The organism is Microbacterium sp. P5_B6 (assembly GCF_056400345.1).
Genome location: NZ_JBFULL010000009.1, coordinates 58,750 through 85,620, shown reverse-complemented (window position 1 = coordinate 85,620; position 26,871 = coordinate 58,750). Strand labels below are relative to the sequence as shown.

Sequence of the window (26,871 nt, the reverse complement as noted above, 5' to 3'; positions counted from 1 at the left end):
CAGTCGAGTGCACCAGCCGCGGTCGACTCCGCCAGCGCGCGACCCGAAACGGTAAGGCCGACCCGGCTCAGGCCGGGCTGCCGCGCCCTCGATCCGGCTCAGGCCGGGCTGCCGCGCCCTCGATCCGGCTCAGGCCGGGCTGACGCGCCCTCGACCCGGCTCAGGCCGGGCTGACGCGCCCTCGACCCGGCTCACGCCGGGCTGACGCACCCTCGACCCGGCTCACGCCGGGATGACCCCGGCTCACGCCCCCACTCGGTCGGCCAGGAGTGCCCTGCGCCTGTTCCCGATGCGCGTGAGGATGAGCGTCGCCGCTTCATCGCCCTTCAGCGACAGCGTCTTGCGCAGCACGGCGGGGTCGACATCCACTCCCCGCTTCTTGATCTCGAGCCGCCCGATGCCGCGCGCACGCAGCTCCTTGGCGAGCTTCTTCGTATCGGCGGGCAGCTCTTCGCGCACCCGGAAGGATGCGACGAAGGGGCTCGTCAGCGCAGCATCCGACGTCAGGTACGCGATGTGCTCGTCGAGCATGCCCGCGTCGAGCGAGCGCGCGACATCACCGATGAGGCGTGCGCGGATGACCGCCCCGTCGGGCTCGTGGATGAAGGCGCCGAGCTCGCGCACCGGCTCGTCCTCGGCATCCGCTTCTCCCGTCAGCTCCGACGCCGACTCGCCGCGCACGACGAGTGCAGCCCGTCGCACCCCCGGCCGGGCCAGAGCTCCCGTCCACACCACGAGCTCGATGGTCGATCCCTCGGCGCTGACCCACTGGGCCTCGGCATCGGCGGGGAGCAGCGCGCGATCGAGCGCCGGGCCGAGCTTCACACCGGCCGGATGCCGCGCGGCCAGGTCGAACACCCAGTCGAGCGACGGCGACCAGTCCTCCGGCCTCGTCCGCGAGGTCTCGGAGTGTCCGGCCGTGCGGCGAGCGGGGTCGAGCCAGTACGCGTCGGCCTGCGGGATTCCGGATGCTGCGGCATCCGTCACCTCCTCCGCCCGGGCGTGCCGCACGACGGCGTCCGCACCGAACGGCGCGAGGTTGTAGGCGGCGATCGCGGCGGTGACCTCGTCGGCGTCGACGGCCAGCACCTTGAGGCCCAGCGCCGCGAGGCCGAGCGCGTCGCCGCCGATGCCGCAGCCCAGGTCGGCGACGGAGGACATCCCGGCGTCGCGGAACCGTGCGGCGTGACGTCCGGCGATCGACAGCCGCGTCGCCTGCTCGAGGCCGGCGCGGGTGAACAGCATCCGCTCGGAGAAGGGGCCGAACTTCGCGCGGGCGCGGGTGCGCAGCCGCGCCTGGCCCACCACGGCCGACACGACCTCGGGGGAGTGCCCCGCGGCACGCAGGCGCGAGACTGTGCGCGCGACGTCGTCGGCGGAGTCGATGGCAGGCATCTCGTCGAGCAGCCGCAGGCCCTCGGGCGTCAGCAGGGCGGTGAGCTCAGCCAGATCCATCCGGCCAGCGTACGGGTGACCGCGTCGGCGTGTGACGTCATCTGGCACTCACGTTGCAAGAGTGCCAGCCGCCCGCCTAGACTGGATCAGCACTCGCCCCATGTGAGTGCTAATGAGTTTTGTCACAAGGAAAGCAGAGGTAAACCCGTGTCGGTTTCCATCAAGCCGCTCGAGGACCGCATCGTCATCAAGCAGGTCGAGGCCGAGCAGACCACCTCCAGCGGTCTGGTCATCCCCGACACCGCCAAGGAGAAGCCCCAGGAGGGCGAGGTCTTCGCGGTGGGTCCCGGTCGCATCGACGACAACGGCAACCGCATCCCGCTTGACGTCGCCGTCGGCGACCGCGTGATCTACAGCAAGTACGGCGGCACCGAGGTCAAGTTCGGCGGCGACGAGTTCCTCGTCCTGTCGGCTCGCGACGTGCTGGCGGTCGTCGTCCGCTGACGACAAGCGCTTCGCGAAGGGGTTCGGATGCTCAGCATCCGGACCCCTTCGTCATTCCCGATCGCGCGTGGCCGAAATCGCAGGCAGGTAGGCAGGGGACGGATGCCGCACGGCGGCCGACGCGATCACCCGCGGCCTACCCTTGGTAGGTGAGCCGTGAACGCCTGTCGCCCGATGCTTCTTCGCCCGAGGCGGCGGCGGAACCCGGACCCCTCAGCCCGGCGGCCGCCCGCGAGCGCAGGCTCGGCGGCATCTACGCCTTCACCGCGTACTTGATCTGGGGCTTCCTCCCGCTGTACTTCCTGCTGCTGAAGCCCACGGGCCCGTGGGAGATCGTCGCCTGGCGCATCCTGCTGTCGCTGGCGTTCTGCGCCATTCTCCTGACCGTCACGCGCACCTGGAGCAAGCTCGTCACGATCCTGCGCAACCGGCGGCTCGTGGTCTGGACGATCGTGGCGGGCGCGCTGATCTACGTCAACTGGCAGGTCTTCCTGATCGCGACGCTCACAAACCACGTGGTCGAGACCAGCCTCGGGTACTTCATCAACCCCATCGTCACGGTGCTGCTCGGAGTGCTGGTGCTGCACGAGCGGCTCCGTGCGGCCCAGTGGGTCGCCCTGGGCATCGCGACCGCCGCGGTGCTCGTCATCATCGTCGGATACCACTCGTTCCCGTGGATCGCCCTGTCGCTCGCCTTCAGCTTCGGGCTCTACGGCCTCGTGAAGAAGCAGATCGGGCCGTCGGTCGACGCGGTCAGCGGCCTCACGCTCGAATCGCTGTGGCTGACGCCGATCGCGGTGATCCAGCTCGTCGTCGTCGGGCTGACCACCGGCCTCACGATCGGAAGCGGCAGCACTGCCCACACGGTCCTGCTGCTCCTCGCCGGAGTCGCGACGGCGACACCTCTGCTCTTCTTCGCGGCCGGCGCCCGGCGAGCGCCCCTGACCCTCATCGGAATCCTGCAGTTCGTCGCACCGATCCTGCAGTTCAGCTTCGGCGTCTGGCTGCTGAACGAGCCGATGCCCGTCGAGCGCTGGATCGGCTTCGGACTCGTGTGGGTGGCGCTGACGCTCCTCACCGTCGACTCCGTGCTCGCCGCCCGCCGCGCGCGCGCCGGGCAGAAGGACGACGCCCCGTCGGACGTCGCCGAGCTGACCTGAGGCGCGCCTCGGACGGCTCCGCGTGAGAGTGGGCGGGCCGACCTGAGGCGCGCGCGGGCCGCTCCCGCGTGAGAGTGGGCGGGCTGACCTGAGGCGCCCGCGGGCCGCTCCCGCGTGAGAGTGGCCGGGCGGTCCGGCGCCAGCGCGCCAGTGGGGTCCCGCGCCCGGCCGGCGGGCCGGCGGGCCGCGCGCGGCGCCTGACGCCGTCATCCCGCGCGCCCGTCCCGACTCTGCGGGCCACCTTCCTGCTGTACATCGCCCGTGCTCTCACCGAGCGCGCACGAGATTCGCGCCCGGGACGTGGGCTTTCGGTGAGAGCCCGGGCGATGAGCGACGGGGTGAGGCAGAAGAGAACGGAAGATGACACCCGCCACCTCTCGGGCGGCTTGGGATCGGCGGCGCGCCCCGGACGGACGCCGGCGCGGACGGCACGCGCGGGTCCGGGCCGGCCTACCGTGGCTCCGCAGGACGTGGGGGGCCCGCCGACCTCGTCCGTGCGCGCTGTCATCGCAAGGCCTCCGTGCGCGCTGTCAGCGCACGGCCTCAGCGCACGGGCTCGGTGCACGCCGTCAGTGCACGCCGTCAGCGCACGGCCTGAGCGCGCTATCAGCGCACGAGGCGGGCGATGGCCTGCGTGGCCTCGGTGATCTTGGCGTCGGCTTCGGCGCCGCCGAGCTTCGCGGCATCCACCACGCAGTGGCGCAGGTGGTCGTCGAGCAGGCCCAGGGCGACCGCCTCGAGTGCGCTCGTGAGGGCGCTGATCTGCGTCAGGATGTCGATGCAGTACTTCTCGTCATCGACCATCTTGTGGATGCCCCGCGCCTGACCCTCGATCCGCTTCATCCGGTTGAGGTACTTCGCCTTGTCGGTGATGTAGCCGTGATGCGCATGCTCGCCCGCCGAGTGGTCGGCGTGCGTGACGGATGCTGCATGCTGCGTCTGCTCGAGGGTCATCGCTGCTCCTGGTGCTGGTGGGGGGTGTGGTCGCCGCCGACGTGTCGGGTGGCGTCGGGCCTGGGTTCGGTGTCGGGTGTCGCCGTGGCCTGGCGGGCGATGGGCGCCGTGCTCGACAGGCTGCGGAACCCGCGCAGACGCAGGCTGTTGCCCACCACGAACACACTGGAGAACGCCATGGCGGCGCCCGCGATCATCGGGTTGAGCAGCCCCAGTGCGGCGAGCGGGATCGCGGCGATGTTGTAGGCGAAGGCCCAGAAGAGATTGACCTTGATCGTCCCGAGGGTGGCCCGGGACAGCCGGATCGCATCGGCCGCGCTGCGCAGATCCCCGCGGACGAGGGTCAGATCGGATGCCTCGATCGCAGCATCCGTTCCCGTTCCCATCGCGAGTCCGAGGTCTGCCTGCGCGAGGGCGGCCGCGTCGTTGACGCCGTCTCCGACCATCGCGACCACCCGGCCCTCGGCCTGGAGCGACGACACGACGTCGAGCTTGCCTGCGGGCAGCACGCCGGCGATGACCCGGTCGATCCCCACCTCGGCGGCTGCTCGACGCGCCGCCGTCTCGTTGTCGCCGGTGAGCAGGATCGGCTCGAGCCCCAGGTCTCGCAGCTGGGCGATCGCCTCGGAGCTCGTCGGCTTGACCCGATCGGCGATCGTGAGGATGCCGCGCACCTCTCCGTCCCAGGCCACCACGACGGCGGTGACAGCGGATGCCTCGGCCTCGGCCTTGGCCGCCGCCAGATCGTCGGGCAGTCGCAGCGCCCAGTCCTCCAGCAGGGATTCCCCGCCGACGATGACCGCGTGGCCGTCGACGATGCCCGAGACGCCGCGCCCCGGCACGTTCTGGAACGACTCGACGGGCGCCAGCTCGCCGGTCTCCGCCCGGGCTGCCGCGGCGATGGCCCGCGCGATCGGGTGCTCCGAGGCGTGCTCGAGTGCGCCGGCGAGCCGCAGCACCTGGGCGCGCGCGTCGGCCGGTCGGACGATCGGGCGATCGTCGGAGGAACCCGCCTCCATTCCTCGAGCCGCGGCCGGGTGTGCCTCTGCGCCCGCGACCGAAGCGGGCAGCACGACGTCGAGGAGCGACATCCGTCCTGTCGTCACTGTGCCCGTCTTGTCGAGCACGACGGTGTCGACCGCACGCGTCGACTCGAGAACCTCGGGACCGCGGATCAGGATGCCGAGCTGCGCTCCGCGGCCGGTGCCCACGAGGAGCGCGATCGGAGTCGCGAGCCCGAGGGCGCAGGGGCAGGCGATGATGAGCACGGCGACAGCGGCGCCGAAGGCGGCTGCCGGGGGGAAGCCGAGCAGGAGCCAGGCCGCGAGCGTCGCGAGTGCGATCGCGATGACGATCGGCACGAAGATGCCCGAGATCCGGTCGGCGAGGCGCTGGGCCTCCGCCTTGCCGGACTGCGCCTGCTCCACCAGACGTGCCATCTGGGCGAGTTGGGTGTCGCGCCCCACCCGGGTCGCGCGGACCACGAGGCGTCCGCCGACGTTCACCGTGGCACCGACGACGGGGTCGCCCTCGCCGACCTCGACCGGGACGGATTCACCGGTCACGGTCGACGCATCGACCGCCGACGTCCCCGTGACGACGACGCCGTCCGTCGCGATCTTCTCACCGGGCCGGACGACGAACTCGTCACCGACGCGGAGGTCTTGAACCGGCATCCGCACTTCGATCCGCGAGCCCGTGACGAGGTCGTTCCGGAGGACCGCGACCTCCTTCGCCCCGAGGTCGAGCAGCGCGCGGAGCGCCGCGCCGGCCTCGCGCTTGGACCGCACTTCGAAGTACCGGCCGGCGAGCACGAACATCGTGACGCCCGAGGCCACCTCGAGATAGAGGTTGCCTGCGGCATCGCTCGGCGAGACCGTCCAGCTGAAGCCATGGGTCATGCCGATCATGCCGGCGTCGCCGAAGAACAGTGCGTACAACGACCACAGATACGCGGCGCCCACGCCCACCGAGATGAGCGTGTCCATCGTCACCGCGCCATGGCGCAGGTTCGTCCACGTCGCCTGGTGGAACGGCCAGGCAGCCCACGTGACGACCGGCGTCGCCAGGGCCAGAGAGACCCACTGCCAGCMGGGGAACTGCAGCGCGGGGATCATCGACAGCAGGATGACGGGCACCGCCAGCACGATGGATGCCACGAGTCGTCGCCGCAGCGAGACGAGCTCCGGCTCGACATGGTGCGCGTGCGTCACGGGCGCGGGAACGGAGGCCCCGTAGCCCGTCTTCTCGACCTCGGCGATGATCGTCTGCGGATCCATCCTGGCAGGCGCCGTCACATGCGCCTTCTCGGTCGCGAAATTGACGGATGCCTCGACACCATCCAGCCGGTTCAGCTTCTTCTCGATGCGGGCGGCGCAGGAGGCGCAGGTCATCCCCGTGATCTCGAGGTCGACCCGTTGCGGCATCAGCTGCTCGGGGGAGTGGGATGCGGTCATCAGACGCGCACCGCCTCGTAGCCCGCCTCGTCGACGGCCGCGATGATCTCGGCATCAGCGGGCGGGGTGCTGCTCTTGACCACGAGGCGTCCGTTCGAGGCGCTCACCTCGACCTGCTCGACCCCTGGCACCTTGGTGACTTCTCCGCGCACTGCAGACTCGCAGTGTCCGCAGGTCATTCCGGTCACCTGGAACTCGGTCGTCGTCATCATCTCTTCCTGTCCTTCTCAGCCGGGTGTGCACCCGACGTTCGATTGATACCCCATGGGGGTACCGAATCCAACGTACTCCCTTCCCGGAGTATTCCTGCATGTGCCCGGAATCGGATGCCCCGGGTTTCCGCGCTTCATAACGATTCGGCCCTGTTACACATCGTTAACGAAAGGCAATACACAAGTGACCTGGGGCCGATTAGGTTTGGTCCAATTGGGCACGGCTCCAGCGCCGTGCCCGCCTTCATTCACAGCAAGGAGCAATATGAGCGTCTTCACCCGCTCGCGTACCGCCGGGTTCCTCGGCGGCATTGCGATCGTCGGCGCCAGCGCCCTCGTCCTCGTCGGCTGCTCTTCAGGCGGAACCGGCGAAGCGACCCCCGAGGAGAGCGCTGTCGAGATCCAGGACTACACCCTGAAGCTCGGCACCGCCCTTCCGCAGACGGGCAACCTCGCGTTCCTCGGCCCGCCCGAAGAGGCCGGCGTCGCCTACGCGACGTCTCAGATCAACGACGCCACGGCCGACACGGGCCTTGACGTCGAGGTTGTCTACGGCGACTCGGGCAACACCGACAACAAGGCATACGAGACCGAGATCCCACGCGTCCTGAGCGAGGGTGTGGCGGCCATCATCGGCGCCGCATCGTCCAGCACCTCGCTGCAGTTCATCGACCAGGTGACCGGCGCTGGGGTCATCCAGTTCTCGCCCGCCAACACGTCGGACGTCTTCACGACCTACGACGACAACGGACTGTTCTTCCGCACGGCACCTTCGGATGTCCTGCAGGGCGAGGTCCTGGGCAACCTGATCGCCGAGGACGGTCGACAGACGCTCGGCATGATCGTCCAGAACGACTCGTACGGCACCGGTCTCGCAGGCTACGTCCAGGAGGCCTTCGAGGCCGCCGGCGGCGAGGTCGTCGCACAGCCGACCTACAACATCGGCGACACGACGTTCGACTCGCAGATCGGCGAGGTCCTCGCGGCCGACCCCGACGCGATCGTCCTCATCACCTTCGACGAGGCGAAGACGATCGTGCCCGCGCTCTCGGCGGCTGGATACCCCGGCAAGGACCTGTACTTCGTCGACGGAAACCTCGCCAACTTCGGCGACCAGTTCCCGGCCGGCTACCTCGAGGGTGCCAAGGGCACGCTGCCCGGCCTGTCGATCGACTCGATCAAGGACTTCACGGCCGAGCTCGACACCTTCCTTGAGGAAGAGGGCACGCCCCCGCTGACCGAGTACAGCTACGCGGCCGAGTCCTACGACGCGACCATCCTGCTCGCACTCGCCAGCCTCGCGGCCGGCGGCGCGACGGACGGCGCCGCGATCGCTGAGAAGCTCATGGAGGTCTCGGGCGGCTCCGGCGACGGTGAGAAGTGCACGACGTTCGCGGATTGCGCCGACATCATCCTCGGTGGCGGTACCGCTGACTACGACGGCATCTCGGGCCCGATCACGTTCGATGAGGTCGGCGACCCGACCGAGGCGTCGATCGGGATCTACCAGTTCGGTCCGGACAACAACTACTCGGCATACGAGGGTTGATCCGCTGAATCAGGAATGGCCTCGGTCTTCGGACCGGGGCCATTCCCTTTTGTGCCTGTCCGGCACCACGTGAAAAGCGAGGGGTGACACCACATSATSATGTGGTGTCACCCCTCGCTTCGCGGTGGGCTCAGGTGCCGAGCGTTCCGAGATAGAGCTCGGTGACCTTTCGGTCGTTCAGAAGCTCGCGACCCGTGCCCGTGTACGCATCGCGCCCCTGGTCGAGGACGTAGGCGCGATCGCAGATCTGCAGGCACCGGCGGGCGTTCTGCTCCACCATGATGCAGGTGACGCCGGCGCGGTTGATCTCGGATACGCGGATGAAAGCCTCGTCCTGACGGACGGGCGAGAGGCCCGCTGACGGCTCGTCGAGAAGGAGGACCTTGGGGTCCATCATCAGGGCCCGACCCATCGCCACCATCTGACGCTCGCCTCCGGAGAGGGATCCCGCGCGCTGTTTGAGTCGTTTGCCCAGTTCGGCGAAGATGCCGGTGACGAATTCGAGGCGCTCCTTGTACATCGATGGCTGCTGATACAGGCCCATCTGGAGGTTCTCTTCGATCGTCAGGCTGGGGAAGACGTTGTTGTTCTGGGGGATCATGCCCACCCCGCGCTTGACGAGCTGGTTCGCCTTGAGCCCTGTGATGTCGTCGCCATCCAGGGTCACCGTGCCGCTGCGGATGTTCACCTGCCCGAACATGGCCTTCAGCAGTGTGGACTTGCCCGCGCCGTTCGGCCCGATGATGCCGATGAGCTCGCCCTGGTACGCCTCGAGGGAGCAGCCGTTGAGGATGTTGACCCCCGGCAGATACCCGGCATGGACGTTGTCGATGGCGACGACCGGGGTTCCTGTCGTGACGTCGGTGCTCACTTGCCCTCCTCCGCTTCGCCTTCGGCCACGCCCTGGTCCACCAGCGCGTCGGCGTCTGCCGACGCCGACGCCGCCGCATCGGTCGTGGGATCGGCCTGAATCACCGAGATCCGCCCGGTGACGACACCGAGGTCGAGTTCCTGGTGTGCGCCGAGGTACGCGTCCACCACTGCAGGATCGCGCATCACGGTCTGCGGGTCGCCCTCGGCCACGATGCGGCCTTCAGCCATCACCACGACCCAGTCGGCCACGTGGCGCACCATGTGCATGTCGTGCTCGACGAACAGCACGGTCATGCCCTCGTCCTTCAAGTCGAGGATGTGGTCGAGCAGTGACTGCGTGAGTGCGGGGTTGACCCCGGCCATCGGCTCATCGAGCATCACCAGAGTCGGCTCGGTCATGAGCGACCGGGCCATCTCGAGCAGCTTCCGCTGCCCGCCCGACAGGCTGGCGGCGAAGTCCGCGGACTTCTCGTGGAGCTTGAACTTCGTGAGCAGTCGCATCGCGCGCTCTTCGATGTCGGCATCCTGCCGACGCCAGATCGCGGGGATGAGGGCCTGCCAGAAGTACTCGCCCCGCTGCCCGGTCGCGCCCAGCTTCATGTTCTCCAGCACTGTCAGCAGCCCCAGGGCCTTCGTCAGCTGGAAAGTGCGGACGAGACCTCGGCGCGCCACCTTGTAGGCGGACACGTTGTGCAGGGAGCGGCCGTCGAAGCTCCACTCGCCGCTGTCCGGCTTGTCGAAGCCGGTCAGCAGGTTGAACAGAGTGGTCTTGCCTGCGCCGTTGGGGCCGATCAGCGCGGTGATCGCGCCACGCGGGATCTCGAGGTGCGCGACGTCGACCGCGGTCAGGCCGCCGAAGGTGCGACGGATCCCGTCGGCCACGAGGATCGGGTCGACCTTCTTGCATCCGGGAACCGCGTCGCCGATGTGCAGGCCCGTCGCCTTCGGACGGGCGACCGGAGCCGTCAGTGTCGGCTCGTACTCGGGAGGGGAATCACTTGACAAAGGTCAGCTCCTTCTTATTGCCGAGGATGCCCTGCGGCATGAAGATCACGAGCAGCATGAGGGCGATCCCCACGAGGATGAACCGCAGGGTGCCGGCCTGGATCGGACTCAGGAACGGCAGCGCTCCGGCATCGACGAGCGCCGGGAGCAGGTTGCTCAGCAGTGTCTGCAGGGCCCAGAAGATGAGGGAGCCGAGCAGTGGTCCGAAGACCGTCGCCGCACCGCCGAGCAGCAGCGCCGTCCAGACGAAGAATGTCAGCGAGGTGACATACACGCCGGGGTTCGCCGCTCGTTCCAGTGCATAGAGCATTCCGCCCGCCGCCGCGATCACGCCACCCAGGATGAGCGCCTGCATCTTGTAGGCGAAGACGTTCTTCCCGAGCGAGCGCACGGCATCCTCATCCTCGCGGATGCCCTTGAGCACGCGGCCCCACGGGCTGCGCATCAGCGTCCAGACCAGGAGAACCGCGAACACCAGCAGGGCGAGGCCGATGATGCGCACCCACCACCCGTTCGCGTTGTACACCCAGGGGCCCACGCCGTATGTGCCCTCGGGAAGCGGGTTCGCGTCACGGAAATCACCCTGGTAGGCCGTCAGGCCGTCCGCCGAGCCGGTGACCTCGTCGAAGGCCGTGGTCAGGAAGAGCAGGCGCACGACCTCGGCTGCGGCGATGGTCACGATGGCGAGGTAGTCGCCTCGCAGGCGCAGAGTCGGGATGCCGAGGATCAGCGCGAAGACGGCCGAGGCCGCGAGGCCCACGAGCGCTGCCGCCCACCACGGGAACCCGAAGGTGAGTGAAGAGATCGCGTAGCCGTAGGCGCCGATGGCCATGAAGCCCGCGATGCCGAAGTTGAGCAGGCCGGCGTAGCCGAAGTGGACGGCGAGGCCGAGAGCCGCGAGGGCGTAGCCCATTGTGGCCGGGCTCAGGATCGACGAGAGGGTGTTGCTGAGGATTTGGATCCAGTCCATGGTGCGCGCCTAACCTATTCTCTCGCTGCGGCCGAGAATGCCCTGAGGTCGGAACAGCAGGATCAGGATCAGAAGAAGAAGTGCTGCCGCGTATTTCAGATCCTGTGGAATCCAGAGGCTCGACACTTCGACCAGGACGCCGACGATGAGCGACCCGATCAGGGCGCCGTACGCCGTGCCGAGACCGCCGAGCGTGACAGCGGCGAACATCAGCAGCAGCAGTTGGGCGCCCATGTCCCATTTGATGCCCGGGATGTAATAGGCGTACAGGATGCCGGCGAGGCCTGCCATCGCCCCCGAGACGATCCAGACGATGCGCACCACGAAGTCGACATCGATGCCTGATGCCGCGGCGAGCGAGGAGTTGTCCGAGATCGCGCGTGTCGCCTTGCCCAGCCGCGAGCGGGTGAGCCACAAGGCGAATCCGACGATCGCGACGATCGACACCACGATCGAGGCGACGTCGATGAGGCTCAGGCCCACAGGGCCGATGGTGAGGATCCTCGGCGCAGAAGTGCCGGGCAGCTGGGCGGTGCCGCCGCCGATGAAGAGCTGGAAGGTGTACCGCATCGCCAGCGAGAGCCCGATGCTCACGATCATGAGCTGCACGACACCTGTCCGTCGGCGCCGCAGGGGCCGCCATATGACCACGTCGAGCACGAGCCCGAGGACCGCACTGAGAAGCACCGCCAGTGGGATGCCGATCCACGCCGGCAGTGCGAGGCTGGCGGGACCGATGAGCGCCAAGGCCATCACGGCGCCGAAGGTCACCATCTCGCCGTGCGCGAAGTTCGAGATGCCGGTGGTGCCGAACACGAGAGACAGGCCGATGGAGGCCAGTCCCAGCATCAGGCCGAAGCTGATTCCCTGCACGAGCCGCTGCAGGAACTGATCGAAGAAGCTCGTGACGTTGCGCTCGCCCTCGCCGATGAAGAAGTTCACCGACACCCGGCCGCCAGGGCCGACGGTGACTTCCTTCTCGTTCGGGGTGTCGTCCTCAGGATCGACGACCGCGATGCCCTCCGGCAGGGTCTCCTCGTCGAGCGTGACGGTGTAGTCCTCGTTCTTCTCGGGAACGGCGACCGACCACTGGCCGTTCTCGTCGGTTTCGACCTCCTGCTTGCCACCGGGGCCGTCGATGACGAGGGTCACACCCTCGAGGGGTTCGCCGTCCAGCTTCACATTTCCGCTGATCCGGTAGGGGTCGCCTTCGGCAGCAACGGCGGGGGCGCTGGTTGCAAAGAATCCGAAGAGGACGAATAACAGCGCGAGGAGCGCCGAAGCTTTGCTGGCGCGCTTCGAACGCTTCGCGTTTTCAGTCCGAGGACCCACAGAACCTCCCAGTCGGCACACCGCAGACACCGAAGCTCGGGTCGCATCGGCCATGATGATCGACGGTACGAGCGTAATGTGTCGGCGGTGTTTCAGGCGCACACGATAAAGGCACCTGTGCGGTGGGGTTTCGGGGGGAGCGGCATCCCGGCCCGTCCCTGCTCTTCCTGGGAATGATTCGCAGGCGCGCTCGCTTAGAATCCAGTACGGAGCGTTCTTGCGCACCGGCCGTCGTCGTCCACCCCGAGCTAGGCGCCGCGCGCGCAGGAGAACCATGGAGCATCACGACCCTTTCGGCTTCGTCGGATTGACTTACGACGACGTCCTGCTTCTGCCCGGCCACACGGACGTCATCCCGAGTGAGGCCGACACGTCCTCGCGCGTGACCCGCCGCATCACCGTGGCGACGCCGCTCATCTCGAGCGCCATGGACACCGTCACCGAGGCCCGCATGGCCATCGCCGTGGCCCGCGAGGGGGGCCTGGGCATCGTGCACCGCAACCTCTCGATCGCGGAGCAGGCCGCGATGGTCGATCGCGTCAAGCGGAGCGAGTCCGGCATGATCACCGACCCGATCACCACGACGCCGGACGCGACGGTCGAAGAGGTCGACGACCTCTGCGCGAAGTACCGCATCTCGGGACTGCCGGTGATCGACGACGACGGACGCCTGGTCGGCATCATCACCAACCGCGACATGCGCTTCGTCTCCGCTTTCGAGCGCCAGACGACCCAGGTGCGCGACGTCATGACGACCGAAGGGCTCGTGACGGGCCGGGTCGGCATCAGCGCGGGCGAGGTCATCGCCCTCTTCGCCAAGCACCGCGTCGAGAAGCTGCCCCTCATCGACGAGGATGGCCGGCTCGCGGGTCTCATCACGATCAAGGACTTCGACAAGAGCGAGAAGTACCCCCTCGCCACCAAGGACGAGCACGGTCGGCTCCGCGTCGGCGGCGCGATCGGATTCTTCGGCGACGCGTGGGAGCGCGCCGAGGCGCTGCGCGATGCCGGCGTGGATGTCATCGTCGTGGACACGGCGAACGGCCAGTCCGCCGGTGTCATCGACATCGTCCGCCGGCTCAAGGCCGACCCGACGTTCGCCCACATCGACGTCATCGGCGGCAACGTGGCGACCCGGGAGGGCGCGCAGGCGCTCATCGACGCGGGCGTCGATGCCGTGAAGGTCGGCGTCGGTCCCGGGTCCATCTGCACCACGCGCGTGGTGGCAGGCGTCGGCGTGCCGCAGGTCACCGCGATCTACGAGGCGTTCCTCGCGGCTCGCGAGGCCGGCATCCCGGTCATCGCCGACGGCGGGCTGCAGTACTCGGGCGACATCGCGAAGGCACTCGTCGCCGGTGCCGACTCCGTCATGATCGGCTCGCTCTTTGCCGGGACGGACGAGAGCCCGGGCGAGATCGTGTTCGTCGGCGGCAAGCAGTTCAAGCAGTACCGCGGCATGGGCTCGCTCGGAGCCATGCAGACGCGCGGCAAGAAGACCTCGTACTCGAAGGACCGGTACTTCCAGGCCGACGTCCCGAGCGACGACAAGCTGATCCCCGAGGGCATCGAGGGACAGGTCGCGTACCGCGGACCCGTCTCGGCCGTCGCCTACCAGCTCGTCGGCGGGCTGCGGCAGTCGATGTTCTACGTCGGTGCCCGCACGATCGACGAGCTGAAGGCCAAGGGCCGATTCGTCCGCATCACGGCCGCCGGCCTCAAGGAATCCCACCCGCACGACGTGCAGATCGTGGTCGAGGCGCCCAACTACCGCAAGTAGCCGCGGGAGGCTTCACAGAGTTCGCAGTTGTGCGCCTACTCCGCAGTTCTGCGGCCAGTGGCTGTGGAGTTGAGGTGAATCTGCGAACCCTGTGAGCGCGAGGCTGGGCGCAGAGCCTCCTCCACAGGAGCGGCCTCTGTGTCGGGTGTGCCCAGACCGAGGCGGAGGCACGTGATGGCGCCTCCGCGCCAGGCACAGTCCTCGCATGCAACCGAAGACCCTCGATGACCTGCGCGATGCGCTGCGCGCGCACGACAGCATCCGCCACCGCGACGACCTGCTGCGCGAGGGATTCGGCATCCGGCTTCTCAGGCAACTGGTCCGGGCGGGCGAAGCCGCCTTGATCAGGCGGGTATGGATCACGCTCCCCGATGCCGAGGTCGACCTCGTCACGGCCGCCCGCGCCGGTGGCCGGGTGACCTGCAGCGCGCTCGCGCGCCGACGGAAGTGGTGGATGCCGGAGTCAGTGGGTTCGGAGCTGCACCTCCACTTGACACCAGGTTCAGGCTCGGCACGGCTCGGTGACAACTGGCCGGGTGTGCTGCACTGGACCAAGCCGCTCTCGCCCATCGCCGGGCACCAGCTTGTCGCGCCCGTTGAGGATGCGCTCGCCCACATCGCCGCATGCCAGCCGTTCGACACGGCACGCGTGCTGTGGGAGTCGGCCGCACGCAAGGAGGGGCTGTCGGGTGAGGCGCTGCGCGGCATCGCCTTCCGCTCGCGCGCAGCTCGCGAGCTCGCCGAGTCTGTCACGGGCTTGTCCGACTCAGGGCTCGAGACCCTCGTCGTGACTCCCCTGCGCCGGTGGGGGCTGCAGGTGCGTCAGCAGGTCAAACTCGCGGGGCGGTTCGTCGACATCGTCGTGGGAGACCGTCTGATACTGCAGATCGACGGCTTCGAGTTCCACAGCAGCAGCGCACAGCGTGGCAGCGACATCGCACACGACGCCGAGCTGCGGCTGCGCGGGTACACGGTGCTGCGGCTCAGCTACGCCCAGATCGTGCACGACTGGGAGTCCGTTGCGAACACCATCCGCCGGGCGGTGGCGGCCGGCCTGCATCTCGCGGCCTGACGCCAGCTCACGCGGCGCGGTGCGTGCTCGCGCGGTTGCGGTGCGGTGCGTGCTCGCGCGTCGCGGTGCGGTGCGGGCTCAGGGGGTCGCGGTGCGGGCTCACGCGGTTGCGGTGCGGGCTCACCCGGTTGCGGTGCGGGCTCACGGGGTCGCGGTGCGGGCTCACGCGGTTGCGGTGCGGGCTCACCCGGTTGCGGCACGGCGCGGGCTCACGCGGCTGCGGTGCAGACTCACGCGGTTGCGGTGCGGGCTCCGGCGGCCGCGCTGCGGGCACACCGGGTGCGGTGCGGCTCACGGGCTCGCGGTGCGGGCTCGCGCGGTCGCGGTGCGGGCGCACGCGGGCGCTGTGCGGGCTCACAGGGTTCGCAGCACTGCGCCGATCGCACAGCATCCGGCTCCGCTGCTGTGAAGTTCGCGACATTCTGCGAGGTCTGTGAGACGGCGTTCAGGAGGCCGGATGCTCCGGAGGCTCGGCTCTGCGCGGAAGGGGCGATGGCCCAAGCCACCGCCCCCGGAGGAACCCCGTGTCAGGCCTTTGCGAGCTCGCCGTCGAGAGCGCCGGGCGCCCCGGGCTCCGCGCCGGCCGACGCCGCGTCGCCGATGGCCGGAGCACCGACCGAGACGGGGGGAGCAGCATCCGTCACCCGCTCGGCGAAGCGGCTCGAACGACCCGCCGGCAGCCACAGCGCCGCGACCGCGGACGCGAACAGCATGGCGGAGCCGACCAGGACGGCGGGCCGCGCCGCGTCGACATAGAGGTCGGGCTGCAGCTCACCGCCGGCGCCGACGAAGATCGCCGTCATCACCGCTGTGCCCAGGGCGAGGCCGATCTCTCGCACCGTCGAGTTGACACCGGATGCCTTGGCGTGGTCCAGCACGCCGAGGGTCGCGAGCAGGGCCGTCGCCGAGGGTGCGAAGACAAGGCCCATCCCGGCCCCGGCCATGATGAACGGCGCCACGAGTGCGGCGTACTGGAGGTCGGCCGACATGGTCAGGCCGATCCACCCCAGGGCGAGGCCCTGCAGCAGGAGTCCCGAGAGCATCAGGATCCGCGTGCCGACGCGGGGCGCGAAGATCCCGGCGAGGGGCGCGACGAACATGGGCGCGAGCGTCCACGGAGTGGTCTGCAGGGCCGCCTCGAGCGGCGTCGAGCCCTGCACGACCTGCAGGTACTGGATCAGGATGAAGACCGCGCCGAACGTTCCGAAGCTGAAGCCGAAGCCGACGACGTTCGTGATCGAGAAGGAGCGGTCGCCGAACAGGCGGAGCGGGACGAGAGCAGCCTTCGCCCGCCTCTGCCACAGCACGAACGCCACGAGCAGGGTCGCCCCGGCCCCGATCTCGGCGATGACCCCGAGTGAGGACCATCCGTCGTCGTTGCCGCGCACGATGGCGTGGACGAGAGCCAGCACGCCGACCGCGGCGAGGAGGGCGCCCACGACGTCGATTCGAGCCTTCGCGCCGAAGTCGTTGTTCAGGGCGAAGAGCGCGAAGGGAATGGCGACGATCGCGATGGGGACGTTGATCCAGAAGATCGCCTGCCAGTCCCAGCCCTCCATGATCGCGCCCCCGACGAGCGGGCCGACCGCCACGCCGAGGCCGGAGATGCCACCCCACAGCCCGATGGCGAGCGGTCGGCGTTCGGGTGCGACGCCTCCGGAGAGGAGGGCGAGCGACAGCGGCATGACCCCCGCCGCCCCGAACCCCTGGAGGGCGCGTGCTCCGATCAGCTGAGCCGGGTCGGTGCTCAGTGCCGCGAGGATCGAGCCGACGCCGAACACCGCGATGCCGATGGCGAACACCGTGCGGCGACCGAACCGGTCACCGAGCGCCGAGGCGACGAGGATGGCGCTCGCGAACGCGAGGGTGTAAGCGTTCACGAACCACTGCAGCTCCTCGACGCTCGCGCCGAGCTGGGCGTGGAGCACCGGGAGCGCATTGGTCATCACGAGGTTGTCGAGCGTCGCCATGAACATCGGGATGGATGCCGCGGCCACGACGAGCCCGAAAGCCCGTCTCCGAACGGGTGAGGCGGCAATTGCTGCGCTCATGTGAGCCTCCTTCGAGGTTGGTTGTAATTGAATGATTACCAGGCTGAGGACGACTGTAGTAATCGGCTGATAACATGTCAAGCGTGGATGTGAAACAGGAGACGACGACGACGTCGCGATCCGACCAGGGCCGCCGCCTGAGCTCGGAAGAGCGACGTGAGCAGATCATCATCGCGGCGATCGCGGTGTTCGGCGCGCGCGGCTACGAGGGCACGACGACCGATGACGTGGCGAGGACCGCGGGCATCAGCCAGCCCTACGTGGTGCGGTTGTTCGGCTCCAAGGAGAACCTGTTCCTCGCGGGCATGAAGTACTCGCTCGACGAGCTGATGCGCGTCTTCCGGCTCGCGCTCGCCGAGGACGAGGCATCCGATCGTCCCGTCTCAAAGCGCATCGGCGAGGCGTACGTCGAACTGCTCAATATCCGAGGCCTGCACCAGACCCTGTCGCACGCGTGGCTGCTGGGCGGGCATCCCGTCATCGGCCCGGCATCCCGCAGGGGCTTCGCCCAGGTGTGGCAGTTCTTCCGCGACGAAGCCGGGTTCGCGCCCGACGAGGCTCGCATGTTCCTGGCGGAGGGCATGCTCATCAACGTGATGATCGGCATGCGGCTGGTCGACGACTACGGCTCGGATCCGCGGATCACCGAGCTCTTCCGCGCCTGCTTTCCGACCGAGCTTCCGCACATCCTCGATGTCGCGCCGAAAGGCAACGAACCCTGGTGACGCAGATCTGACCGCAGACGGATGCCGCCTCCCGGCGTATCGTCGGTGCCATGTGCCGCAGCATCCACAATCTCCACAATTTCGAGCCCGCTGCGTCCACCGACGAGGTGCACGCGGCCGCGCTCCAGTACGTCCGCAAGATCGCGGGCACGACCAAGCCCTCGAAGGCCAATCAGGAGGCCTTCGACCGCGCCGTGCACGAGATCGCCCACATCACCGGGCACCTGCTCGAGGACCTCGTAGCGACCGTTCCTCCGAAGAACCGCGAGATCGAGGCCGCGAAGGCCCGCGAGCGCGCGGTGAAGTCGGGCCGGTACGCGGCGCCTGCTGCCTGAGGCCGTTGTGCCGCGAGGGCTCCCTGATGCGGTGCCCCACGACTTGATGCGAGGCGCCGCCTCGCCGCCGCACGCCGCCGCCGGCCAGGTGTGCCGATTGTCGAGATGCTGATCGACATGCCAGTCACGCCACACACGTCGGCCGATCCGAGCGTCGTTCGGTCCGAGCGTCGTTCGGCACGTAGCGTCGTTCGATCCCAGCGTCGTTCGGCACGTAGCGTCGCGGCCTGATTCCAGCGTCGTTCGGCACGCAGCGTCGTGGCCTGATGCCCTAGGCAGCGCCGGCTGCTTGATGCGATGCGACGGGCCGGCGGTGAATCGTTCGCCAGGCCTTGGTTGCAGCATCCCCATCTCGCAGAATCGCACCAATCTCGCAGGATTCCGATCGGATCGTCCGACGTTGGCGTGAATCTGCGAGATTCGCGATGGCTGCGCCACGTAGCGTCGCGGCCTGATGCCCTAGGCAGCGCCGACTGCCTGATGCGATGCGACGGGCCGGCGCCGTGAGTCGTTCGCCCGGCCGGGCTGCAGCATCCCCATCTCGCAGAATCGCACCAATCTCGCAGAATCGCATCAATCTCGCAGGATTCCGCCCAGATCGTCCGACGTTGGCGTGAATCTGCGAGGTTCGCGATGGCTGCGCCCTCTCCGTCCGCCGGCTGAGCCGACGAGCGGATAAGCTGGTCGGCTCCGCGCGTGCAGGGGCGGAGGGAGTGGCGCCATGGGCCACATCGACATCAACGGCGTCTCGTTCGCGCTGCCCGATGGACGGCCGCTGCTCGACGACGTGTCGTTCCGCGTCGGGGAGGGGTCCACGACAGCGCTCATCGGAGCGAACGGCGCCGGCAAGACCACACTTCTGCGGATGATCCGGCGGGAGGTCGCGCCCGACCAGGGGTCGATCTCGATCGGCGGCGGGCTGGGCGTCATGGACCAGTTCATCGGGCATGGCGACGGCGATCAGACCGTCCACGATCTGCTCGTCGCCGTGGCGCCCGCGCGGGTCGCGCGCGCTGCGCGCGAGCTTGAGGCGTCCGAGAACGGGATGATCGAGAGCGACGACCTCGACGCGCAGATGCGCTACGCGACGGCACTCGCCGACTATGCCGAGGCGGGCGGCTACGAGCATGAGACCGTCTGGGACACGTGCACGACGGCGGCTCTCGGCATCCCGTTCGCGCGGGCCCGGTATCGGACGCTCTCATCGCTCTCGGGGGGCGAGCAGAAGCGGCTCGCGCTCGAGGCGCTGCTGCGCGGGCCGGAGGAAGTCCTGCTCCTCGACGAGCCGGACAACTACCTCGATGTGCCCGGCAAGCGGTGGCTGGAAGCGCGCCTGCGCGAGACGGCGAAGACCGTCCTGCTCGTCTCGCACGATCGAGAGCTGCTCGCGCGCGCCGCCGACCGGATCGTCACGCTCGAGGCGAGCCCCGCGGGCAGCTCGGCCTGGGTACATGGGGGCGGCTTCGCCACCTACCACGCGGCGCGGGACGACCGGATGGCACGCCTCGACGAGCTGCGCCGCCGCTGGGATGAGCAGCACGTGAAGCTGCGTGCGCTCGTCGCCGACCTGAAGGTGAAGGCGGCCGCGAACGACGGCTTCGCTTCACGGTACCGAGCCGCGCAGACCCGGCTGCGGCGCTTCGAGGACGCCGGGCCGCCCGAGGAGCGGCCGCCCGAGCAGGACCTCGCGCTCCGATTGCGCGGCGCCCGCACGGGCAAGCGTGCGGTGGTGGCGGAGCAGCTCGAGCTCACCGGGCTCATGCAGCCTTTCGACCTGGAGATCTGGTTCGGCGACCGGGTCGCCGTGCTGGGCTCGAACGGCTCGGGCAAGTCTCACTTCCTGCGGCTCCTCGCCCGCGGCGGCACCGATCCCGACGGGCGGCTCGGCCACATCACCGCAGTCGGGGCGGGCCTTGACCCCGTGCCGCACTCCGGCAGGGCGGTGCTGGGTGCGCGAGTCGTGCCGGGCTGGTTCGCCCAGACCCACCGGCATCCCGAATTCTCCGGCCGCACGCTGCTGGACATCCTGCACCGCGGGGATGACGTGCGATCCGGGATGCCTCGGGATGCTGCCAGCTCCGCGCTTGACCGGTACGGGCTCGTGCGCCAGGCCGAGCAGACGTTCGACACGCTCTCCGGCGGCCAGCAGGCGCGGCTGCAGATCCTGCTGCTGGAGCTGTCGGGGGCCACGCTGCTGCTGCTCGACGAGCCGACCGACAACCTCGACCTCGTCTCGGCGGAGGCGCTCGAGGACGCGCTCGCGCGTTTCGAGGGCACGGTGCTCGCGGTGACGCACGACCGGTGGTTCGCCACGTCGTTCGACCGATTCCTGGTGTTCGGCGAGGACGGAAGGGTGCGCGAGACGTCGGGGCCGGTCTGGGACGAGGGCAGGGTGGCGCGCACGCGGTGAGCCCCCGCATCCACCCGCGGTCCCGCGTGTGCGCAACCGCGGGGATATTCACCGACCCGCTGCTCGGGACCCGGCGTGTCGGTCGATCCGCCCGCCGTTCGGTACGCGCAGCCAGGCCAGGACTCGCGAACCCATGAGTTCTTTCTGAGCCCATGCACTGTTTCACATGGGCTCGGCAACAATTCATGGGCTMGCGAGTCCGTCGCCTGGCCCCGGTCGGCGCGCGCAGCCCAGGCCCCGCGCCCCGCGCCCAGCGCCCAGGCGCCGCGGCACCCTGCGCCCCGCGCCCCGGCGTCGCGGCACGGGGCGACCAAGGCGCGGCGGGGCCCCCGAGTAGGCTGGGTGGGTGAGCATGGAGATCGAGCTCGGCCGCGCGAAGCGCGCCCGCCGGGCCTACGCCTTCGACGACATCGCTGTTGTGCCGTCGCGGCGCACGCGCAACCCTGAGGACGTCTCGACCGCCTGGTCGATCGACGCGTTCCAGTTCGCGATCCCGGTGCTCGGGGCCCCGATGGACTCGGTCATGAGCCCCGCCACCGCCATCCGCCTCGGGGAGCTCGGCGGCCTCGGCGTGCTCGACCTCGAGGGTCTGTGGACCCGGTACGACGACCCCGAGCCCCTCCTCGCGGAGATCGGCTCAATGCACGACGGCTCGGCCACGGCCCGGATGCAGGAGCTCTACTCCGAGCCGGTCAAGCCCGAGCTCGTGCGCGATCGCCTGGCCGAGATTCGCGCGGCGGGAGTGACGGTCGCCGGAGCGCTGACCCCGCAGCGGACGCAGGAGCTCTACGAGACCGTCGTCGCGGCCGGCGTCGACCTCTTCGTCATCCGCGGCACCACCGTCTCGGCCGAGCATGTCTCCTCGGTGGACGAGCCGCTCAACCTCAAGAAGTTCATCTACGACCTGGACGTCCCGGTCGTGGTCGGCGGCGCGGCCACCTACACCGCCGCTCTGCACCTCATGCGCACCGGCGCCGCCGGCGTGCTCGTCGGATTCGGTGGGGGAGCAGCCTCGACCACCCGCGCGACGCTGGGTGTCCACGCCCCCATGGCGACCGCCGTGGCCGACGTCACCGGCGCTCGCCGCGATTACCTCGACGAGTCGGGCGGCCGCTACGTGCACGTCATCGCCGACGGCGGCGTCGGAACTTCGGGAGACATCGTCAAGGCACTCGCGATGGGAGCGGATGCTGTCATGCTCGGCGTCGCACTCGCGCGCGCGACCGACGCCCCCGGCCGCGGTTACCACTGGGGCCCGGAAGCGCACCACGCCAAGCTTCCGCGCGGCCACCGCATGAAGGTGGACCAGCTGGTCGATCTCGAGGCGGTCCTCTACGGCCCCGCACCCGTCGCCGACGGGACGGCCAACGTCATCGGCGCGCTGCGCAAGTCCATGGCGACGACGGGCTACTCCGACCTCAAGGAGTTCCAGCGCGTCGAGGTCGTGGTGGCGCCCTACAACGGCGGATGACCGACCCCGACGACCCGTCGCTGGGCGCGCACGGCGAGCACGGCGAGCACGGCGAGCACGGCGACTCCGTCCCGCGCGCCGAGCACGGCGACTCGGTCCCGAGCGGCGAGCATGGCGACGTCCCGCGCGCCGAGCAGGGCGACGTCCCGCGCGGCGAGCATGGCGACGTCCCGCGCGCCGAGCACGGCGACTCCGTCCCGCGCGGCGAGCACGGCGACTCCGTCGCGCGCGCCGAGCATGGCGACGTCCCGCGCGCCGAGCACGGCGACTCCGTCCCGCGCAGCGAGCATGGCGACTCGGTCCCGAGCGGCGAGCAGGGCGACGTCCCGCGCGGCGAGCATGGCGATGTCCCGCGCGCCGAGCAGAACCCCGTGCAGCGCGTCGACGCCCTCGATGCCGACGAGCCCGCCGTCTTCCCGCCCACCCTGCGCGAAGTCCTGCTGCGCCCGCGCTGGCTCGCTCTGCTGCTCCTCTGCCTCGTCGTCGCGGGCATCTTCGCGTGGCTCGGCCAGTGGCAGCTCAGCCGCGCCATCGACACCGATCCGCTCCCTCCCGGCGCGACCGAGGAGGTCCTGCCCCTCGCGGAGGTGACCGCCCCCGGCGAGTACCTGCCCGAGCCGCTGGTCGGCCAGCGCGTCGAAGCGACCGGCCGCTGGGTCGCCGGTGACTTCCTCATCGTGACGTCGCGCTTCAACGACGGCGAAGAGGGCTACTGGGTGACCGGGCAGCTGCGCCTCGACGGTACGGAGGCTCGGGCATCCGTCGCCGTCGCGATCGGGTGGGCGGCGACGCTCGAGGAGGCGCGGGCGGGTGCCGACCAGTTCGAGGCGGATGCCGCGGGCGACGACGGCCCGGTGACCGTGGTCGGACGCCTCATCTCGGACGAGGGCCCCCTCCCGCCGCCGCGCGGGGCCGACCCGCAGACGATGACGCGCATGTCGCCGGCCGCCCACCTCAGCCAGTGGCACGACGTCGAGGGCCTGGACGTCTACCGCCCCTATCTGGCGGCCGAGACCTCGCCCGCCCCGCTGGCCGACATCCACTCGCCGGCGCCCGACGAGGGCTCCGGCATCAACTGGCTGAACATCTTCTACGCGATCGAATGGGCCATCTTCGCGGGCTTCGCCTTCTACCTCTGGTACCGCCTCGCGCGAGACGCCTGGGAGAAGGAGGTCGAGGACCTGGAAGATGCGGTGACCGCGGGATCCGGGCCCGCCGGGGACGCGGCATCCGGCGGCTAAACTGGCCTTCATGCCTTCTGCACCAAAACTCGCGACGTTCCCTGCGATCCGTGGTGCGCTGAGGTTCTATCAGGTCTGCTCGATCATCACGGGCACGATGCTCCTGCTGCTGTGCGGCGAGATGATCGTGAAGTATGCGCTGGGCTACGAGCTGTTCCTCGGCGGGTCCGGCGGCTTCCTGTGGTTCGCCCCCCTCGACGCGTTCGGCGAGTCGACCGGCGATGGGCTGAACCTCTCGCTCGGCATCCTGGTCGCGCACGGGTGGTTCTACGTCGTCTACCTCTTCTCGTGCTTCCGCGTGTGGAGCCTGATGCGCTGGCCCTTCATGCGCTTCCTGCTGCTGGCACTCGGCGGCATCATCCCGTTCCTCTCCTTCTTCCTCGAGGTCCGTACGGCCCGTGACGTCAAGCGCTACCTCGCGGAGCGCGAGACGGCCGCCCGAGCGGGCGAGGAGCAGACGCACAACCTGGCGGCGCACTCGACGCTGACCCAGAACATTCCCACAGACAAGACCGAGCGCCCGCTCATCTGACAGAAAGCAGCCGGTGACAGAGCAGACCGAGACATCCCAGCGACCTGTACTCGTCGTCGACTTCGGCGCGCAGTACGCGCAGCTGATCGCCCGGCGCGTGCGCGAAGCCGGCGTCTACAGCGAGATCGTCCCGCACACGGCATCGGCCGCGGAGATCGCGGCCAAGAACCCCGTCGGCATCATCCTCTCGGGCGGACCCTCGTCGGTCTACGAGCCGGGTGCTCCCACCCTCGACGAGGGCGTGTTCGACCTCGGGGTTCCCACGCTCGGGATCTGCTACGGGTTCCAGGTGATGGCCCGTTCGCTCGGCGGCGAGGTCGCCAACACGGGACTCCGCGAGTACGGGGCGACGGATGCCGCGCTCTCCGGTGACGGCGGCGTGCTGCTCGGCGGCCAGCCGGCCGACCAGAACGTCTGGATGAGCCACGGCGACCAGGTGTCGCGGGCGCCGGAGGGCTTCGACGTGCTCGCCTCGACGTCGGCCACCCCCGTGGCCGCCTTCGGGAGCGACGAGCGTCGCTTCTACGGCGTGCAGTGGCATCCCGAGGTCAAGCACTCCGACCACGGCCAACAGGTCATCGAGAACTTCCTGCACAAGGCTGCCGGGCTTCCCGCGGACTGGAACAGCGGCAACGTCATCGCCGAGCAGGTCGAGCGCATCCAGGCCCAGATCGGATCGGGCCGCGTGATCTCGGCCCTGTCGGGCGGGGTGGACTCCGCAGTGTCGACCGCGCTCGTGCACCGGGCCGTCGGCGACCAGCTGACCGCGATCTTCGTCGACCACGGCCTGCTGCGGAAGGGCGAGCGCGAGCAGGTCCAGAACGACTACGTCGCCTCCACCGGCGTGCGCCTCATCACCATCGATGCGCGCGAGCAGTTCCTGAGCGCGCTCGAAGGTGTCAGCGACCCCGAGCAGAAGCGCAAGATCATCGGCCGCGAATTCATCCGCGCGTTCGAAGCCGCCGAGCAAGCCCTGGTGGCCGAGGCCGCGGCCGATGGTGAGCCGATCCGTTTCCTGGTGCAGGGCACGCTCTACCCCGACGTCGTCGAGTCCGGTGGCGGCACAGGCACGGCCAACATCAAGTCGCATCACAACGTCGGCGGACTCCCCGAGGACCTGCAATTCGACCTCGTCGAGCCGCTGCGGACCCTGTTCAAGGACGAGGTGCGCGCGATCGGCCGCGAGCTCGGCCTCCCGGAGGAGATCGTGGGCCGCCAGCCCTTTCCGGGCCCCGGCCTCGGCATCCGGATCGTGGGTGAGGTCACCGCTGACCGCCTCGAGATTCTGCGTGACGCCGACGCGATCGCCCGCGAAGAGCTGACGAAGGCGGGCCTGGACGGCGAGATCTGGCAGTGCCCCGTCGTGCTGCTGGCCGACGTCCGCTCGGTCGGCGTGCAGGGCGACGGCCGCACCTACGGGCATCCGATCGTCCTCCGTCCGGTGTCGTCCGAAGATGCGATGACCGCGGACTGGACGCGTCTGCCGTACGACGTGCTGTCGCGCATCTCGAACCGCATCACGAACGAGGTGCGGGAGGTCAACCGGGTCGTCCTCGACGTGACGTCCAAGCCCCCGGGGACCATTGAATGGGAGTGAGTTTCTCGTGATTCCCGCGGGTGGGTGGGGTTGTCGTCGTCGGCTCTCCTTGAGAATCCGGATCAGATTTCGGGGCCTGCGCTGCGGGGCCGGCGTGGGCGCTCCCGCGGGCCCTCAGGTCGGCTGAGCACGGCGCTGGGCTGGGCCTCGGTGTCGCTGTGCCTTCAGGTCGGCTGAGCGCGGCGCCCGGGCGGGGCCTCGGTGTCGCTGTGGCTTCAGGTCGGCCGAGCGCGGCGCCGGGCGGGGGATCGGTGTCGGCGAGAGGGTACGGGGCAGCTGAATAGTGCTGTGGCGTCCAGGGGGCTGAGCGCGGCGCCGGGCGGGGCTTCGGTGTCGGCGAGGGGGCACGGGCAGCTGAATAGTGTTCTGGCGTTCAGGGGGCTGAGCGCGGCGCCGGGCGGGGCTTCAGTGTCGGCGAGGGGGCACGGGCAGCTGAGCAGTCCGCCGGCATGCCCTTGCCTCGGCTGCCGTGCTTGGTGTGGGTCGCAGCCCTGGCTTGGGAGCCGCTCGGCGGGTCGAGGTGGTTCTGAGGGTGAGCTCTGCTGGGGGCGGAGCGGCTGGAGGCGGATCGGGGAGCGCTCACCTGTCGCGGCGCGGATGCTGGGGGCATGGCAGAAGACGGAAAGATCCCCCTGTTCGGGGCGGAAGCCCGGCGCGAGCTGTTCCATCAGCGCGTGCTCGTGCTGGATGGCCCGCTCGATGATGACAACGGCACGCTGATCGCGACGCAGCTGCTCGCGCTCGCGGCCGAGGACGAAGCATCCGATATCGCGCTGTGGATCCATTCGCCCGGCGGCTCGGTGCCGTCGATGCTGGCGATCCGTGACGTGATGCGGCTCGTCCCCAACGATGTCGCGACGCTCGCCCTCGGTCTCGCGTGCAGCGCCGGGCAGTTCCTGCTGTCGGCCGGTGCGAGGGGCAAGCGGCGGGCGCTGCCGCACGCCCGGATCCTGATGCATCAGGGATCGGCCGGCATCGGCGGCTCGGCCGGCGAAGTCGAGGTGCAGGCCGACGACCTGCGGCATATGCGCGACACCGTCCTCGCGCTGATCGCCGAGGACACCGGCCAGCCCGTCACCCGGATCTTCGAGGACTCCCTCCACGACCGCTGGTACACCGCGCAGCAGGCGCTGGACTACGGGTTCATTGACGGCATCGTCGCCGAGTTCGGCCAGGTGGTGCCGCGGCGCCGGCGCCCGGCCGGCCTCAGCGTCGGCGCCGAGGAGGTGGCGGCATGACCGGGCTCACCG

At 69.5% G+C, this 26,871-nt stretch carries 23 protein-coding genes; 13 read left to right on the top strand and 10 right to left on the bottom strand.

Annotated features, from left to right (window positions below; all coding sequences use genetic code 11):
- Positions 1–243 precede the first annotated feature (243 nt).
- The gene (locus tag AC1DP3_RS13610) at positions 244–1,455 is read right to left on the bottom strand and encodes a THUMP-like domain-containing protein (RefSeq protein ID WP_477294113.1); all 1,212 of its coding nucleotides are present in this window, start codon (positions 1,453–1,455) and stop codon (positions 244–246) included.
- 147 nt (positions 1,456–1,602) lie between these two features.
- Between AC1DP3_RS13610 and groES the strand changes: the two genes are divergently transcribed.
- Both groES and rarD read left to right on the top strand, forming a co-directional pair.
- The gene (gene groES / locus AC1DP3_RS13605) at positions 1,603–1,899 is read left to right on the top strand and encodes a co-chaperone GroES (RefSeq protein WP_163618107.1); all 297 of its coding nucleotides are present in this window, start codon (positions 1,603–1,605) and stop codon (positions 1,897–1,899) included.
- A 251-nt stretch (positions 1,900–2,150) separates the two neighbouring features.
- Positions 2,151–3,059: an EamA family transporter RarD gene (gene rarD, locus AC1DP3_RS13600; protein ID WP_477294187.1), complete on the top strand. Its 909-nt coding sequence runs from the start codon at positions 2,151–2,153 to the stop codon at positions 3,057–3,059.
- Positions 3,060–3,665: 606 nt separating this feature from the next.
- Here the strand turns inward: rarD and AC1DP3_RS13595 are convergent.
- Genes AC1DP3_RS13595 through AC1DP3_RS13585 form a run of 3 tightly spaced genes read right to left on the bottom strand, consistent with a single transcriptional unit; the run spans position 3,666 to position 6,678 of the window.
- A complete protein-coding gene (locus AC1DP3_RS13595) occupies positions 3,666–4,013 on the bottom strand; it encodes a metal-sensitive transcriptional regulator (protein WP_477294111.1) in 348 nt (115 codons plus the stop codon).
- Entirely contained in the window at positions 4,010–6,469 is a 2,460-nt protein-coding gene (locus AC1DP3_RS13590; RefSeq protein ID WP_477294110.1) for a heavy metal translocating P-type ATPase, read from the bottom strand. The genes AC1DP3_RS13595 and AC1DP3_RS13590 overlap by 4 nt, the downstream gene beginning before the upstream one ends.
- On the bottom strand, positions 6,469–6,678 hold the full coding sequence (locus AC1DP3_RS13585) for a heavy-metal-associated domain-containing protein (RefSeq protein ID WP_477294108.1): 210 nt from the start codon (positions 6,676–6,678) through the stop codon (positions 6,469–6,471). Before AC1DP3_RS13585 ends, AC1DP3_RS13590 begins: the two co-directional genes overlap by 1 nt.
- 268 nt (positions 6,679–6,946) lie before the next feature.
- Here AC1DP3_RS13585 and AC1DP3_RS13580 point away from each other — a divergent pair, with 268 nt between their 5' ends.
- Positions 6,947–8,230 (top strand): ABC transporter substrate-binding protein, encoded by a 1,284-nt coding sequence (locus tag AC1DP3_RS13580; RefSeq protein WP_477294106.1) that lies wholly within the window; start codon positions 6,947–6,949, stop codon positions 8,228–8,230.
- Between the two features lie 130 nt (positions 8,231–8,360).
- On the opposite strand, the gene AC1DP3_RS13575 is transcribed toward AC1DP3_RS13580, so the two are convergent.
- Genes AC1DP3_RS13575 through AC1DP3_RS13560 form a run of 4 tightly spaced genes read right to left on the bottom strand, consistent with a single transcriptional unit; the run spans position 8,361 to position 12,410 of the window.
- Positions 8,361–9,101, bottom strand: coding sequence for an ABC transporter ATP-binding protein (locus tag AC1DP3_RS13575; RefSeq protein WP_477294104.1), 741 nt, complete (start codon positions 9,099–9,101; stop codon positions 8,361–8,363).
- The gene (locus AC1DP3_RS13570) at positions 9,098–10,072 is read right to left on the bottom strand and encodes an ABC transporter ATP-binding protein (RefSeq protein ID WP_477294185.1); all 975 of its coding nucleotides are present in this window, start codon (positions 10,070–10,072) and stop codon (positions 9,098–9,100) included. Before AC1DP3_RS13570 ends, AC1DP3_RS13575 begins: the two co-directional genes overlap by 4 nt.
- Positions 10,073–10,097: 25 nt before the next feature.
- A complete protein-coding gene (locus AC1DP3_RS13565; protein WP_477294102.1) occupies positions 10,098–11,078 on the bottom strand; it encodes a branched-chain amino acid ABC transporter permease in 981 nt (326 codons plus the stop codon).
- A 9-nt stretch (positions 11,079–11,087) separates the two neighbouring features.
- Positions 11,088–12,410, bottom strand: coding sequence for an ABC transporter permease subunit (locus tag AC1DP3_RS13560; RefSeq protein ID WP_477294100.1), 1,323 nt, complete (start codon positions 12,408–12,410; stop codon positions 11,088–11,090).
- 274 nt (positions 12,411–12,684) lie between these two features.
- Here AC1DP3_RS13560 and guaB point away from each other — a divergent pair, with 274 nt between their 5' ends.
- Both guaB and AC1DP3_RS13550 read left to right on the top strand, forming a co-directional pair.
- The gene (guaB, locus tag AC1DP3_RS13555) at positions 12,685–14,187 is read left to right on the top strand and encodes an IMP dehydrogenase (protein ID WP_477294098.1); all 1,503 of its coding nucleotides are present in this window, start codon (positions 12,685–12,687) and stop codon (positions 14,185–14,187) included.
- A gap of 205 nt (positions 14,188–14,392) precedes the next feature.
- Entirely contained in the window at positions 14,393–15,259 is an 867-nt protein-coding gene (locus AC1DP3_RS13550) for an endonuclease domain-containing protein (protein WP_477294097.1), read from the top strand.
- Positions 15,260–15,266: 7 nt separating this feature from the next.
- Here AC1DP3_RS13550 and AC1DP3_RS13545 read toward each other — a convergent pair whose 3' ends face one another.
- Both AC1DP3_RS13545 and AC1DP3_RS13540 read right to left on the bottom strand, forming a co-directional pair.
- Complete coding sequence (locus tag AC1DP3_RS13545; RefSeq protein WP_477294095.1) at positions 15,267–15,425, bottom strand: hypothetical protein; 159 nt, start codon at positions 15,423–15,425, stop codon at positions 15,267–15,269.
- 361 nt (positions 15,426–15,786) lie between these two features.
- Positions 15,787–17,310: a DHA2 family efflux MFS transporter permease subunit gene (locus AC1DP3_RS13540; protein ID WP_477294093.1), complete on the bottom strand. Its 1,524-nt coding sequence runs from the start codon at positions 17,308–17,310 to the stop codon at positions 15,787–15,789.
- 83 nt (positions 17,311–17,393) lie between these two features.
- Here AC1DP3_RS13540 and AC1DP3_RS13535 point away from each other — a divergent pair, with 83 nt between their 5' ends.
- From AC1DP3_RS13535 to AC1DP3_RS13500, 8 genes are all read left to right on the top strand, one after another.
- On the top strand, positions 17,394–18,035 hold the full coding sequence (locus AC1DP3_RS13535; RefSeq protein WP_477294091.1) for a TetR/AcrR family transcriptional regulator: 642 nt from the start codon (positions 17,394–17,396) through the stop codon (positions 18,033–18,035).
- Between the two features lie 50 nt (positions 18,036–18,085).
- Positions 18,086–18,370, top strand: coding sequence for a DUF2277 domain-containing protein (locus AC1DP3_RS13530; RefSeq protein ID WP_477294089.1), 285 nt, complete (start codon positions 18,086–18,088; stop codon positions 18,368–18,370).
- A 721-nt stretch (positions 18,371–19,091) separates the two neighbouring features.
- The gene (locus AC1DP3_RS13525) at positions 19,092–20,780 is read left to right on the top strand and encodes an ABC-F family ATP-binding cassette domain-containing protein (protein ID WP_477294087.1); all 1,689 of its coding nucleotides are present in this window, start codon (positions 19,092–19,094) and stop codon (positions 20,778–20,780) included.
- Positions 20,781–21,132: 352 nt separating this feature from the next.
- The gene (locus AC1DP3_RS13520) at positions 21,133–22,251 is read left to right on the top strand and encodes a GuaB3 family IMP dehydrogenase-related protein (protein WP_477294183.1); all 1,119 of its coding nucleotides are present in this window, start codon (positions 21,133–21,135) and stop codon (positions 22,249–22,251) included.
- Entirely contained in the window at positions 22,248–23,492 is a 1,245-nt protein-coding gene (locus tag AC1DP3_RS13515; RefSeq protein WP_477294085.1) for an SURF1 family protein, read from the top strand. Before AC1DP3_RS13520 ends, AC1DP3_RS13515 begins: the two co-directional genes overlap by 4 nt.
- Positions 23,493–23,502: 10 nt before the next feature.
- Positions 23,503–24,024: a DUF3817 domain-containing protein gene (locus AC1DP3_RS13510; RefSeq protein ID WP_477294083.1), complete on the top strand. Its 522-nt coding sequence runs from the start codon at positions 23,503–23,505 to the stop codon at positions 24,022–24,024.
- 13 nt (positions 24,025–24,037) lie between these two features.
- Entirely contained in the window at positions 24,038–25,621 is a 1,584-nt protein-coding gene (guaA, locus tag AC1DP3_RS13505; protein WP_477294081.1) for a glutamine-hydrolyzing GMP synthase, read from the top strand.
- A 608-nt stretch (positions 25,622–26,229) separates the two neighbouring features.
- Positions 26,230–26,859 carry a ClpP family protease gene (locus AC1DP3_RS13500; protein WP_477294079.1) on the top strand — a complete coding sequence of 210 codons (630 nt, stop codon included), beginning with the start codon at positions 26,230–26,232 and terminating at the stop codon, positions 26,857–26,859.
- The last annotated feature ends 12 nt before the right edge of the window (positions 26,860–26,871 follow it).

Bases quoted from the DNA above. Each gene is read 5' to 3' on its own strand.
- AC1DP3_RS13520 (WP_477294183.1), top strand. From the start codon at position 21,133: ATGGAGATCGAGCTCGGCCGCGCGAAGCGCGCCCGCCGGGCCTACGCC.
- AC1DP3_RS13595 (WP_477294111.1), bottom strand. From the start codon at position 4,013: ATGACCCTCGAGCAGACGCAGCATGCAGCATCCGTCACGCACGCCGAC.
- AC1DP3_RS13580 (WP_477294106.1), top strand. From the start codon at position 6,947: ATGAGCGTCTTCACCCGCTCGCGTACCGCCGGGTTCCTCGGCGGCATT.
- AC1DP3_RS13525 (WP_477294087.1), top strand. From the start codon at position 19,092: ATGGGCCACATCGACATCAACGGCGTCTCGTTCGCGCTGCCCGATGGA.
- AC1DP3_RS13565 (WP_477294102.1), bottom strand. From the start codon at position 11,078: ATGGACTGGATCCAAATCCTCAGCAACACCCTCTCGTCGATCCTGAGC.
- AC1DP3_RS13515 (WP_477294085.1), top strand. From the start codon at position 22,248: ATGACCGACCCCGACGACCCGTCGCTGGGCGCGCACGGCGAGCACGGC.
- AC1DP3_RS13530 (WP_477294089.1), top strand. From the start codon at position 18,086: ATGTGCCGCAGCATCCACAATCTCCACAATTTCGAGCCCGCTGCGTCC.
- AC1DP3_RS13500 (WP_477294079.1), top strand. From the start codon at position 26,230: ATGGCAGAAGACGGAAAGATCCCCCTGTTCGGGGCGGAAGCCCGGCGC.
- AC1DP3_RS13550 (WP_477294097.1), top strand. From the start codon at position 14,393: ATGCAACCGAAGACCCTCGATGACCTGCGCGATGCGCTGCGCGCGCAC.
- AC1DP3_RS13610 (WP_477294113.1), bottom strand. From the start codon at position 1,455: ATGGATCTGGCTGAGCTCACCGCCCTGCTGACGCCCGAGGGCCTGCGG.
- AC1DP3_RS13540 (WP_477294093.1), bottom strand. From the start codon at position 17,310: ATGAGCGCAGCAATTGCCGCCTCACCCGTTCGGAGACGGGCTTTCGGG.
- AC1DP3_RS13510 (WP_477294083.1), top strand. From the start codon at position 23,503: ATGCCTTCTGCACCAAAACTCGCGACGTTCCCTGCGATCCGTGGTGCG.
- AC1DP3_RS13585 (WP_477294108.1), bottom strand. From the start codon at position 6,678: ATGACGACGACCGAGTTCCAGGTGACCGGAATGACCTGCGGACACTGC.
- guaB (WP_477294098.1), top strand. From the start codon at position 12,685: ATGGAGCATCACGACCCTTTCGGCTTCGTCGGATTGACTTACGACGAC.